12 protein-coding genes are annotated in these 12,839 nt (G+C 52.6%); 5 read left to right on the forward strand and 7 right to left on the reverse strand.

Features of this window, described 5'->3' with window-relative positions; translation table 11 throughout:
* Positions 1 to 135: 135 nt before the first annotated feature.
* A complete protein-coding gene (locus tag ABD843_RS10910; RefSeq protein ID WP_345082917.1) occupies positions 136 to 2,913 on the forward strand; it encodes a T9SS type B sorting domain-containing protein in 2,778 nt (925 codons plus the stop codon).
* 199 nt (positions 2,914 to 3,112) lie between these two features.
* Positions 3,113 to 3,487, forward strand: coding sequence for a fluoride efflux transporter CrcB (crcB, locus tag ABD843_RS10915; RefSeq protein ID WP_345082920.1), 375 nt, complete (start codon positions 3,113 to 3,115; stop codon positions 3,485 to 3,487).
* A gap of 3 nt (positions 3,488 to 3,490) precedes the next feature.
* Here crcB and ABD843_RS10920 read toward each other — a convergent pair whose 3' ends face one another.
* The 4 genes from ABD843_RS10920 to ABD843_RS10935 form a co-directional block, all read right to left on the reverse strand.
* Positions 3,491 to 4,441 (reverse strand): glycosyltransferase family 2 protein, encoded by a 951-nt coding sequence (locus ABD843_RS10920; protein WP_345082924.1) that lies wholly within the window; start codon positions 4,439 to 4,441, stop codon positions 3,491 to 3,493.
* A 102-nt stretch (positions 4,442 to 4,543) separates the two neighbouring features.
* Positions 4,544 to 4,726: a hypothetical protein gene (locus tag ABD843_RS10925; RefSeq protein ID WP_345082928.1), complete on the reverse strand. Its 183-nt coding sequence runs from the start codon at positions 4,724 to 4,726 to the stop codon at positions 4,544 to 4,546.
* 128 nt (positions 4,727 to 4,854) lie between these two features.
* Positions 4,855 to 5,412 carry a GNAT family N-acetyltransferase gene (locus ABD843_RS10930; protein ID WP_345082932.1) on the reverse strand — a complete coding sequence of 186 codons (558 nt, stop codon included), beginning with the start codon at positions 5,410 to 5,412 and terminating at the stop codon, positions 4,855 to 4,857.
* A gap of 12 nt (positions 5,413 to 5,424) precedes the next feature.
* The gene (locus ABD843_RS10935; protein WP_345082935.1) at positions 5,425 to 6,378 is read right to left on the reverse strand and encodes a UDP-3-O-(3-hydroxymyristoyl)glucosamine N-acyltransferase; all 954 of its coding nucleotides are present in this window, start codon (positions 6,376 to 6,378) and stop codon (positions 5,425 to 5,427) included.
* Between the two features lie 128 nt (positions 6,379 to 6,506).
* Between ABD843_RS10935 and ABD843_RS10940 the strand changes: the two genes are divergently transcribed.
* The 3 genes from ABD843_RS10940 to ABD843_RS10950 are packed head-to-tail and all read left to right on the forward strand — an operon-like array spanning position 6,507 to position 8,908.
* Positions 6,507 to 8,378, forward strand: coding sequence for a carbamoyltransferase family protein (locus ABD843_RS10940; RefSeq protein WP_345082938.1), 1,872 nt, complete (start codon positions 6,507 to 6,509; stop codon positions 8,376 to 8,378).
* Between the two features lie 10 nt (positions 8,379 to 8,388).
* Entirely contained in the window at positions 8,389 to 8,538 is a 150-nt protein-coding gene (locus tag ABD843_RS10945) for a DUF5989 family protein (RefSeq protein WP_345082941.1), read from the forward strand.
* 1 nt (position 8,539) lies between these two features.
* Positions 8,540 to 8,908, forward strand: coding sequence for an SxtJ family membrane protein (locus ABD843_RS10950; RefSeq protein WP_345082943.1), 369 nt, complete (start codon positions 8,540 to 8,542; stop codon positions 8,906 to 8,908).
* 1 nt (position 8,909) lies between these two features.
* Here ABD843_RS10950 and ABD843_RS10955 read toward each other — a convergent pair whose 3' ends face one another.
* The 3 genes from ABD843_RS10955 to glmM all read right to left on the reverse strand — a co-directional run bounded on the left by ABD843_RS10955 (position 8,910) and on the right by glmM (position 12,812).
* On the reverse strand, positions 8,910 to 10,709 hold the full coding sequence (locus ABD843_RS10955; protein WP_345082946.1) for an ABC transporter ATP-binding protein: 1,800 nt from the start codon (positions 10,707 to 10,709) through the stop codon (positions 8,910 to 8,912).
* A 105-nt stretch (positions 10,710 to 10,814) separates the two neighbouring features.
* On the reverse strand, positions 10,815 to 11,375 hold the full coding sequence (locus ABD843_RS10960) for a hypothetical protein (protein WP_345082949.1): 561 nt from the start codon (positions 11,373 to 11,375) through the stop codon (positions 10,815 to 10,817).
* Between the two features lie 42 nt (positions 11,376 to 11,417).
* A complete protein-coding gene (glmM, locus tag ABD843_RS10965) occupies positions 11,418 to 12,812 on the reverse strand; it encodes a phosphoglucosamine mutase (RefSeq protein ID WP_345082952.1) in 1,395 nt (464 codons plus the stop codon).
* Positions 12,813 to 12,839: the final 27 nt, after the last annotated feature.

A 12,839-nucleotide genomic window follows, 5' to 3' on the forward strand; every position in this document is an offset into this window, starting at 1 on the left:
ATTTGTAATTTAGTGGCTGGATCGACCCAACTTTTTGCCCCAATGCATCGTCTATAATGACAGACCTGCTGAAATACCCGTGTGTAAGAAGGATAAAGTGGTAGGTAAGAGAAAATTTTATAAGAGGATATTTTTATGAAGAACAGTATTCTGAAGAAGGTAACAAGGCTTTGTATCGCCCTTTCGCTCTTGTTCACCACAACATCTTATGGCCAGCTTACGATAACAGATACGGGCAACTGTCTGAACCATGTGTTGCATGCCTCTATAACGGGTACACTGCCTACTGGTACCGGTATAACGGCTGATGATGCTTACTCTGGCCTGTTCCCGATAGGGTTCACGTTCAACTTCTATGGTACCAACTATACACAGCTGGTCATAGGATCGAACGGTGTACTGAATTTCGACGCTACACTGGCTGGCGCCTACTGCCCATGGTCTATAACGGCGCAGCTGCTGGGCAACGCCAACATGCGCAATGCTATATGCGGCCCATGGTGCGATATTCTCATCAGCGCGGGTGGATCTATAACCCGCACCTCTACAGGTGTGGCGCCCAACAGGAAGTTCGCGGTGACCTGGTGCGGCACACGCATGTATTCATGTACTGCAGAGTGGACCACCACACAGATCATCATTTACGAGACCAGCAACATCATAGAAGTACATACAGCACATAAGACAGCCTGTGCATGGAACAGCGGCCGCGCCATAACAGGTGTACACAACGCAGCAGGTACCGTGGCCACAGTGGCCCCCGGCCGCGACTGGAACCCATCGTGGACAGTTATCGCTCCGCCAGAGGCATGGCGCTTTACTCCCGCAGGTCCCACTTATACTGTAGCGCCTATCACTTATACTCCCCTGCCATATGCTACATCGGCCATATACTGGTACGACAGCACTACAGGTGCATACCTGGGCACAGGCCCATACCTGACGGTGAGCCCCACAGTGCCTACTACCTACATGGCAGCAGCACTGGGTTGCAACGATACTACCAAGGCCTATATACATGTACTGCCGGCTACAGCCATAGGTGGTATACCCAACATCAACAATGTGACCTACACACACCCTACGGAGTGTGGCAAATGTGATGGCACCATAACACTGCACGGCGTGAACCCTCACCAGGTAGATACTGTATTCCATTCTATAAACGGTGTGGCGCAGCCGCCCTATGTAGACTCTGCTGCGCTGGATAGCACCATAGTGCTGGATAACCTGTGCGGCGCTACATATGACTGGATATATGTGAAAGTGGGCGATTGCCCCAGTAACCAGGTAGGCCCTATAACATTGGTGACGCCGGTACTGGCGATATCGAATGTAGTGGTGACCCACCCCACGGTATGTGGTAAGTTCGACGGATCGATAAAACTGTTCGGGCTTACACCGCTGAAGCCGGTATCTGTATACTACAATAATGGTACGCCCCATACCGTGACCGGTGTGGTAGCAGGCGACAGCACCTTCCTGATAACGGGACTGGGTGCAGGTAACTATACAGGTATAGCGGCTACAGTGGGCCTGTGTACGGCCAACTGGCCTACGGTGGTGCTCACGGATCCACCGCCGTATATGCCATCGTTCACGCTCACTACGGGCCTGGGTTGCTTTGGCGATACGGTATATGTGACCAATACCACCACACCTGCAGGTTACTATTCTTACTGGAACTATGAATACCCCTCGGGCTCGCTGGACAGCACCCGCCTGTTCCATGTGTACAATACGCATCAGAACCCGCAGCCGAACAAGTATACAGGCTCGTATGTAGTGGCGCTGACGTATAATACCACCAACTATCACAACCCGGCATGTGCCATGACGTACACACTCCCTGTGACCTTTGACCACCACCTGGTGCCATCGTTCACTACAGACCGCGATACTGTGTGCGCAGGTGAGAAAGTGGTGTTCACAAATACTACCAATAGCGCACTGCCATCTAATTACTTCTGGCAGTTCGGAGAGGGTGGTACAGATAATACAGCATCGCCTACATATGAAAATTATAATGTAGGTGGCCACTACACGGCCACACTGACCGCTACCGATGAGCTGGGCTGCGTGGAATCAGCTACCCAGGGAATGGAGATAATAGAACTGGCAGCAAGGACCAACGTAAGCGATACGGATGTGTGCCTGAAAGAGCCTATGCCACTGTGGGTAATGGCGCATTTCCCGAACGGTAACGAATACCCTGTATCGTATAGCTGGACACAGACGCCTAGTGGTGGCAACCTGACCCGTTATGACATAGCCGACCCGATGTTCTCGGGTATAGGTAACTATTCGCTGGGCGCTACGGCGAGCACTGCTCCGTTCGAAGATCATGTGAACGGTTGCCAGGTGACAATGCCTGTGGTGATACGTTCGCATCCGCCGCTCACCATTACCGACCTGCCGAACGGCCCGCTGTCGGTGAAGCTGGGTGGCAGCCTGCAACTGAGCGTAGGTGGTGGTGTGTACTACTACTGGAGCCCTGCTGATGGTACAATAAACAACCCGAACATCAACAACCCGATAGTGACCCCTACCGACTCTGTGACCATGTATACGGTGCAGGTGATGAACCTGTGGGGATGCCTTGCAACTGCCAATATACTGGTGTATGTAGATGTAGAGACAGACCAGTTCGTACCGAGCGGCTTTACGCCTAATGGCGATGGCAAGAACGATGTGTTCCGCATAGTAAGGCTGGATGCCCAGAAGCTGGTGGACTTCCGCGTGTACAACAGGTGGGGTGAGTGTGTCTTCCAGACGGCCAACAAAGAAGTGGGCTGGGATGGTATGTGGCAGAACAGGCCTGCAGATATAGGTACCTATACTTACCAGATAATAGTAGCACTGCCCAATGGCCTGAACAAGACCTACAAAGGCAATGTGACGCTGATAAGGTAAGAATGAAGATAGAATTGTACAGAGACCGGCCATTGATCAATGGCCGGTCTTTTTTTAACCCCTCCCGGCCCTGCCTACCGGCAGGCAGGCTCCCGCGAGGGGAGGAGCGTTCGAGAAAACTCACGCTTTGATAAGATCAGCAATGGAAACTCAATGACCAGTTATTAAATTAGCGTTCTGTAAACAGATCAGAGCAAGTATGAAACCACTATTGTATGTAGGACTGGGAGGAGCGGCCGGCAGCATATGCAGGTACCTGGCCGGTCACCTGCTGGCGCGGGTGATAGCAACTCCATTTCCCGTGGCTACCTTTAGTATAAATGTGGTGGGCTCGCTGGTAATAGGTGTGCTGTTCGGTATGGCGGGGCGCAGCACATGGCCGTCGGCAGAGGGTGGTATGCTGCTACTGGCTACGGGATTTTGCGGAGGGTTCACTACCTTCTCGGCCTTTGCGCTGGAGAACGTGAACCTGCTGCAGAGCGGCAAATGGATGGTAGCAATGCTATATGCCGTATCGAGCGTGGTAGTGGGCCTGCTGGCGTGCAGGCTGGGTATGATGCTGGCCGCCAGGTAATATCTAATTGGTCTCTTCCTCTACTATATAATGATTGCGGTCGGCGGCATTGCGCACTACCAGTTCGGCCACAAAGCCTGAAAGGAAGAAGAGTGTACCCATTATCATAGATGTAAGGGCTATGTAGAAAGCAGGCTTGTTGGTGAGACCGAAATCGGCACCGAAGCGCAGCTTATCTATAATGAGCATGACAACGAATACGAAACCGGCCAGGAAGGTGAATGCTCCCAATACGCCAAAGAAGTGCATGGGTTTTTTGCCGAAGCGGCTGGTGAACTGTATGGTGAGCAGATCGAGGAAGCCGTTTATGAAACGCTCCCAGCCGAACTTGGAAGTGCCATACTTGCGCGGGCGGTGCTGTACCACCTTCTCGCCTATCTTCTTGAAGCCTGCATGCTTTGCCAGTACGGGTATGAAGCGGTGCATCTCGCCATATACCTCTATGCTCTTTATCACCTTGCGTTTGTAGGCTTTCAGGCCGCAGTTCATATCGTGCAGCTTTATGCCGGTCATGCTGCGGTTCACGGCATTGTATAGCTTGGAGGGAAGGTTCTTGGTAAGGGCATTGTCGTAGCGTACTTTTTTCCAGCCACTAACGAGGTCGTAGCCTTCCTCTCCCTTTACCATATCGTATAGCTCGGGTATCTCGTCGGGGCTGTCCTGCAGGTCGGCATCCATGGTTATCACCACATCGCCCTCGGCAGCACGAAAACCCATATATAGCGCGGGACTCTTGCCATAGTTGCGCTGGAAGCGTATACCGCGAACAGAGGGGTATTGCTGAGACAATTGCCTGACCACGGACCAGCTACGGTCGGTACTGCCATCGTCTACCATTATGACCTCGTAGGTATAGCTGTGCGCACTGCATACTCTGTCTATCCATTCCACTAGCTCGGGCAGGGATTCCTCTTCGTTGAAAAGCGGTATGACTATAGAAAGGCAGGGATGCATGAGGGTGCTAAAATACATGAATTTACTATCATCGGGGAGCTGACGTATAGAGACATTAGAAGATCAACATTTCTATAAGACAGTGCAATGAGGCAAGGGCTGTTACCAGTAGCCGCCATAATGCTTGCGCGGCTTGGCGCCATGCTTGTGCCAGAAATGGTAACGCTCTTTGGCATTGGTATATTTACCGCTCTTCAGATATTTTCCCCTGTATATGGTACGGCCGCAACTGCTGATGCTGACAAGCACCACTAGGGCCAACAGTAGCGTGAATAAGTTCTTCATATCTATATGCTATGCAAAATACTTTATTATTTAATATGCAGGTAGTCTGCGGCCGATTTTCTTTTGGGGTGTACACATAAGTGTGATGGGTCGGTATTTAAGTGGTCATAGGGTGTTCACACGCCATATCATCCCTGGGAGAAAGGGTTGCGCCATTCGTGCTTCAGCAGGCCGGTGACCACCAGGTCTTCGGGGGCGCCATTGTTCATGACTCCCTTGCGAATGATACCCTCTATACGAAAGCCCAGCCGCTCTGCTACGCGGCCGCTGCGTTTGTTGGTGGGTATGTAGTGTATCTCTACCTTATTGAGGCCGGCACGGGTGAACAAATGATCGAGCAGGGCGGCGAGAGAACGGGTAACAATGCCGCGGCCCTCATGCTCGCGGCCTATCCAGTACCCTACCTGGGCGCGCTTTATATCGTGCTGCCAGTTGTACATGCCTGTGCCGCCTATGATGGCGCCATTATAGAATATGCCCAGCGGCAGAGCTTCCTGGTCGCGCATCTGCATTTGTGAGCGCTGAATGAATTCGGTGGAATGCTCGGGCTTTGTTGTAGCGGCCACCCAGCCAAGCCATGGGCTCAAATGTTGCCTCTGGCTATCTATGGCCGCAAAGAGCGCCCCGGCATCGTCGGGGGTATAGCTGCGCAGCAGCAGGTTATCGTCTACGGTTATGGAGGTCACAGGGGTGAGGGTTTAGAGCGTTTTGTTGCCGTATACTTTTTCCCAAAGCTCGGGTATACGTTTGATCCATGCCAGCTCGCGCATTTTGGGTTTCGCCTCGCCTACGGGAGACCCGAAATAGGTCTTGCCGCCTTCCAGGCCGGAGGGTACACCGCTCTGCGCCATCACCACGGCGCCCTTGCCTATGGTGAGGTCTTTGCTGACACCTACCTGGCCCCACAGTATCACCTCATCCTCTATGATGGCCTTGCCACCTATGCCCACCTGTGCAGCAAAGAGGCAATTGCGCCCTATGATGGCGCCATGGCCGATGTGTATATGATTATCGAGCTTGGTGCCTGCACCTATGATGGTGTCGCCGCTCACGCCCTTGTCTATGGTAGTGCCTGCGCCTATCTCTACATCGTTGTGAATGATGACACGGCCGCAGCTTTCCAGCTTATCGTACTGCAGTTCGCGGTCGCGGCGACGCTTGAAGTAGAAGGCATCGGCGCCTATGATACAGCCTGCGTGAATGATGACATTGTCGCCTATGACCGAATGATCGTAGATAGTGACATTGGGGTGAATGAGGCAATTGCGGCCAATGGTGACATGATGGCCTATGAACACCCCGGGCTGTATGTGCGTACCCTCACCTATAGTGGCAGAATCGCTGATCATTTTGCTGGCAGGCTCGAAGGGGCGGAAATGTTTTACGATCCGTACATAGGCGCTAAAGGGATCGTCGGTGATGAGGAGGGTCTTGCCGGGAGGGCAGGGCACCTCTTTGTTGATGATGATGATAGTAGCCGCCGAATGCAGGCAGGCATTGTAGTATTTCTCGAAGTCGACAAAAGATATATCGCCAGCCTCTACCTTGTGTATCTCGTTGATGCCAGTGGCCTGCTGTGTGATATCGCCAGCCAGTTTTGCCCCGGTGAATTCTGCCAGCCACTGCACGGTTACGGGTCGCTCGAACTTCATAAAAAATGCTTGTTTGCGGCAAAAGTACAATAGTATGGGGGTTTATGGACAGTACCCGGGTGGTCTCTTTTAGGTTGCAGGCTTGTGTTTTGCGGGGTATTTTGTAATGTTGGCTGTTATTAGGCAGTATGCAGGAAAGGAAGATTCTGGGTATTTCGTGTTTCTATCACGACTCGGCAGCGGCGCTGACCGTGGGCGGGCGAATAATAGCCGCTGCCCAGGAAGAGCGCTTTACGCGCGAGAAACATACGGCGGCATTTCCTGCGAACGCCATACGGTACTGCCTGGAAGAGGCAGGGCTGAGGATAGATGAACTGGATGCAGTGGTATTCTACGATAAACCGCTGCTGAAATTGGAGCGGCTGCTGCAGACCTACTATGCCTTTGCACCAAGGGGGCTGTTGTCCTTCCTGAGGGCGATACCGGTATGGCTAAGGGAAAAGATATTTCTGAAGAAGCTCATTCGCGATGGGCTGGAGGAGGTAGAGCCTTATGACAGGAAGCAGCTAAAGCTACTGTTCACAGAGCATCATTTGTCTCATGCGGCCAGTGCATTCTTTCCATCGCCCTACGAACGAGCGGCCATACTGACCATAGATGGGGTGGGCGAATGGTGTACGGCATCGATAGGCGTGGGAGAAGGGAACAGGATACGCATAGTGAGAGAAATGGAGTTCCCGCACTCGGTGGGGTTGCTGTACAGCGCATTTACCTACTACCTGGGCTTTGCGGTGAATGGTGGAGAGTACAAGCTGATGGGGCTGGCGCCCTATGGCGACCCGGGAGCAGAGCGCACGGTGCAGTACATGGATACGATAAAGAAGCGGCTGGTGGATGTAAAGGAAGATGGATCGGTATGGATGGACCAGGGGTATTTTAGCTATGCCACCGGCCTGCGTATGGCCAGAGAGGATGAATGGGAGCGCCTATTCGGATTTCCCAGGAGGGAGGAAGATGCGGCCATAGAGCAACACCATTGCGACCTGGCCCTGGCCATACAAACGGTGACAGAGGAGATAGTGATAAAGATGGCCCGAGAGGTAAAGAGAATAACAGGAGCTGACGACCTATGCATGGCAGGTGGTGTGGCGCTGAACTGTGTGGCCAATGGCAAGCTGCTGCGAGAGGGGATATTCAGCAAGATATATGTGCAGCCCGCGGCGGGCGATGCAGGTGGTGCATTGGGCGCTGCGCTGGCAGCAGCACATATGTACTATGAGGAGCCACGCATGGCCGATGGTGTGAACGACCAGATGAACGGCAGCTACCTGGGGCCGCAGTATAGCGATAAGGAGGTGATGCAGATGAACAGGAGAGAGAGGGCTGTATACAAACGCTATGATAACTTTGAGAACCTGACCGCTGATGTAGCGGCGAGACTGGCCAATGGAGAAGTAGTAGGCTGGTACCAGGGGCGAATGGAATATGGGCCGAGGGCACTGGGCAACCGCAGCATACTTGCAGATGCCCGCGATCCGGAAATGCAAAAGCGGCTGAACCTAAGGATAAAAAACAGGGAGGGCTTCAGGCCGTTCGCGCCGGCGGTGCTGGTAGAGGATGCCACAGAGTACTTTGAGCTGGAGACGGATTCGTCCTATATGCTGATGGTGGCACAGGTAAGGAGAGATAGGTGTGTACCGCTGCCGGAGGGCTTTCATGGGCTGCCGCTGTGGGATAAACTGTACCAAAAGCGCAGCGATATACAGGCGGTGACGCATGTGGATGGGTCGGCAAGGATACAGACGGTGCATAGGGGTACGAACGAAAGGTACCGGCAACTGATAAACGCCTTTAAGCAACTAACGGGATACGGGTTGCTGGTGAACACGAGCTTCAATGTGCGGGACGAACCGGTGGTGTGTACGCCCTACGATGCGTACCGCTGTTTTATGGCCACTGATATGGATGTGCTGGTGATGAACGAATATGTATACCTGAAAAGCGAGCAGCCCGAAAGGGACAATAAGGACAAATGGAAAAGTATGATAGCAACTATATAAACGCTGGCAAATGGAGTTTCTGAAAGACATATGGCTCTTTATGAGAGCACGCAAAAAGTACTGGCTGGCACCGATGATAGCAGTATTGCTGCTGCTGGGTGTGATACTGGTATTTGGCGGAGGCTCGGCTATAGCGCCATTCATTTATACATTGTTCTGATATGGTAAAGAACACGAAACAAGAAACAGCCAGGGCCATACTTACTATAACTGTAGGGCTGCTGGTGGTATACGTCATGTCCGGAATGCAGTGGGCGCTGGTAACGGCGGTTGTAGTGGGATGTGTGGGTGTTCTGTCGCCCTACCTTAGCAGGAAGATAGAGTGGGTATGGATGCAACTGGCAGGTGTGCTAGGGAAGATAATGCCCAATGCATTGCTGACGGCGGTGTTCTACCTGGTATTGCTACCTATAGCGTTGCTGTCGCGCATGGGTGGTAAGGATCCGCTGAGGTTGAAGAACAGGGATAAAAGCACCTTTAAGGAATGCAATAAGGAGTTCGATAAGGTGTCTTTCGAGCAGCCGTGGTAGGCTATTTTACCTGCTGCATCTCTACCAGCTTTTTATAGATACCATTGGCGGCCAGCAGGGTGGCATGTGTGCCACGCTCGGCTATGCGGCCTTTCTCCAGCACTATTATCTCATCGGCATGCTGCACTGTAGAAAGGCGATGCGCTATGACAATGCAGGTACGGTTCTGCATCAGCTTATTGATGGCTTCCTGTACCAGGCGCTCGCTCTCGGTATCGAGAGATGAGGTGGCCTCATCGAGTATGAGGATGGGCGGGTTCTTCAGCACTGCACGGGCTATGGTGATGCGCTGGCGCTCGCCACCACTGAGGCGTGCACCACGGTCGCCGGCCACGGTATCATAGCCTTCGCTTTTCTGCAGTATGAATTTATCGGCATGGGCTATGCGTGCGGCCTCTTCCACGCGCTCTTTGGTAGCGCCACCGGTACCGAGGGTGATGTTGTTGTAGAGCGTATCGTTGAAGAGGATGGGATCCTGGCTTACGACACCTATGAGGCGGCGCAGGTCGTCGATCTTGCAGTCGCGGATGTCTGTGCCGTCTATCAGTATCTCGCCACTTGTCACATCGTGAAAGCGGGGTATGAGATCGGCAAGGGTAGATTTGCCGGCACCTGAGGAACCTACGAGGGCCACGGTCTTGCCCTTGGGTATAGTAAGGTCTATGTCCTGCAGCACGGTACGCTCGCCATAGGCGAAATGCACATTGCGGAGGGTAATGTTGTTATCGAAGGCGGGCAGGTGCTTTGCATTGGCTTTCTCCGTGATGGTGTTGGGTACAGAGAGCAGGTGCTCTATACGGTCTAGTGCAGCGGTACCTTTCTGTACATTGCTGAACGCACCGGAGAGATTTTTGAAAGGCGCTATGAGCATCCAGAAGGCGCCTATATAAGTAATGAATACCGGCCCGGTGAAGCCTGTGCCGGCAAATACCATACGGCCCCCCAGCCAGAGGATGACGGCGGCCACTATAATGCCCATCGTTTCGGACATGGGGGAGGCAAGTTCTTTTCGCGCAGCTATAAAGTTGCGTGTGCGGAAGAGCATATTATTGAGCCGGGTGAAGCGTAGGCGCTGGTGCGTCTCGGCTCCGAAGGCTTTGATAACGCGCATGCCTGCCAGCGATTCGTCTATCACACCCATCATATTGCCCAGGTGCTCTTGTGCTGCATTGGAAGACCGGCGCAGCGACTTGCTGATGCGCCCAATGATGAAACCTGCCACGGGCAGGAACACAAGCAGTACCAGTGTGAGCTGATAATTGACCCACACCATATAGGAGATATAAAAAATGATGGAAAGCGGCTCGCGAATGAATACCTCCAGCACGCTCATGATGGAAAGCTCTACCTCGTTGATGTCGTTGGTCATGCGCGACATGAGGTCGCCTTTGCGCTCTTCGGTAAAGAAGCCAATGGGCAGCGACATGGTCTTGTCGAAGAGATCGGTGCGCAGCTTGCGAAGGATATTATTGCGAATGGGATTGAGGATGTATACTGCCAGGTAAAGGAAGACATTCTTTAGCAGGGTAAGCAGCACTACGGCAATGCATACATATGTGAGCGCTGTGAGCCGGTCGTGGCGCAATACAATGTCGTTGATGTAGTTTATGGCTATATCAGCAGGACCCGATACCGCATTCTTTGCCGGTGGCGCGGCCTGGAACAATACCTGCAGTACGGGGCCTACCATGATCATGGTGGCCAATCCGAAGGGAATGCCCAGCAGATTTGCAGTGAAGTATAGCGCGATCTTGCCTTTTTGGTCTGCGAGGTATGCTAACAGCCTTGATATTCTTTTCATTACGGTGCGGCAAAATTACGCTTAATACCCATAGGGATATGTTAGAATTGTGGACGGAACGCCCTGGGTATAACGCTTGTGACCGTGGAATAGTATGGGAAGTGGTCAATTGAGATGTATCACATCGTACTCGGGGTCAGAGATACGCTCCAGGGCAAAGATGAAACGCACCTGCTCTGTAAGCTCCTGCAGGCGTTTGATGGGTAGTACTACAGAGGTAGTAAAAAGATTGACCGAAAGCCCCTGTTCGTTGTGGTGGGCGAACTGGAGGGTGCCACTGTCTACGCCGGAGCGCTGGCCGCGCTCTTTTATGGTATAGTGCAGGTCTTTGAAGGGCAATACCTTTAGCTGGGTTGTGAAAAAGCCGTAGTTGCGGCGGTAAGAGAGGCTTTTGGTATTGATGATGACGAACTCGCGGCCGAAGAGGTTCCAAAGAGTGAGCCTCCCCAGGGTGATGGCATAGAAGAGCGGCAAAAAGATATATATGGCAAAAAGAGAAAGCCGGGGCAACCCCTCGCCCCATACCGAATATACTATAAGACCATATATAGCGAAGGCGAAGATATTGGCAAACAACAAGGATATTCTGACCGTTCTGTCCGGCCGAATGGCGCTATCCAGGTACACGCATGCCCCATCATTCGTTATCTCTGCCGTGTTTTTCATAGCAGGCATGGTTTTAAGGTCCCGTATGTAATGCTCCTCCCTTTACTCGGCCTTCATCAGCATCATCTCGCGTATATCGGCCATAATGCGCTTGGCTATATTATTGGCCGTGGTCTCTGAACCACTTTCGGAGTAGATGCGTATGATAGGCTCTGTATTGGATGTGCGGAGGTGTACCCAATCGTTATCGAAGTCTATGCGCAGGCCATCTTCTGTATTGATGGGCTGCTTCTTGTATTTTGCCTTTATCTGCTCGAAGATATGCTTCACGTTCACGTCCTCGTCCAGCTCTATCTTGTTCTTCGATATAAAATAATCGGGATAGGTACTGCGTAGCGCCTTGGTGGTCTTGCCCGACCGGGCAAGATGTGTAAGGAAGAGGCCTATACCTATAAGCGCATCACGGCCATAGTGCAGTTCGGGCACTATGACGCCTCCATTACCTTCACCACCTATCACTGCGTTCACCTCCTTCATCTTGCGTACCACGTTCACCTCGCCTACTGCGCTGGGGTAGTACTGGCCGCCGTGTTTCTCGGTCACATCGCGCAGGGCGCGGGTAGATGAGAGGTTGGAGACCGTATTGCCCTTTTTCTGAGACAGTATATAGTCGGCAATGGCTACGAGGGTATACTCTTCGCCAAAGAGGCTGCCATCCTCACATACGAAGCAAAGCCTGTCCACATCGGGGTCTATGGCTATACCCAGCGATGCGTTCTGCTTCTTTACCGTGGCGCAAAGCTCTATAAGGTTCTCTGGCAGCGGCTCGGGGTTGTGTGCGAACTTGCCCGTCACCTCTTCGTTTATCACCAGTACTTCCTGCACGCCAAGGGCCTTGAGGAGGGGTGGTACCGATATGGCGCCGGTAGAGTTGACAGCATCTACCACTACTTTGAAATTCTTTTTGCGTATAGCTTCTACATCCACCAGGGGGTGGCGCAGTATAATGTCTATGTGCTGCTGTATATAGGTATCGTTGTGAGTGAGGACGCCCAGCTTGTTCACCTCGGCATAGCGGATATCGCCCTGCTCTGCGAAGTCGAGTATCCACTGGCCGGCGGCAGCGTCTATGAACTCGCCATCCTTGTTCAGCAGTTTCAGCGCATTCCACTCTTTGGGGTTGTGGCTGGCAGTGATGATGATACCGCCTGCGGCATCTTCCATTTTCACGGCCATCTCTACCGTAGGTGTGGTGCTGAGGCCCAGGTCTACAACTGTACAACCTATGCCCTGCAGGGTAGCGGCCACGAGGTCGCGCACCATGCCGCCAGATATACGGCCATCACGGCCTATGATTATCTTTTTATTGTCGCCCTGCTGTGCTATCCATGCACCGTAAGCAGTGGTGAATTTGACGATATCTATCGGGGTAAGGCTTTTACCGGGTACCCCGCCAATGGTGCCGCGTATGCCTGAAATGGATCGAATTAAAGCCATGGTGATACTTCTCTATGCGAAGATAAG

This window comes from Nemorincola caseinilytica, assembly GCF_039540515.1.
GTDB classification, from domain to species: domain Bacteria; phylum Bacteroidota; class Bacteroidia; order Chitinophagales; family Chitinophagaceae; genus Nemorincola; species Nemorincola caseinilytica.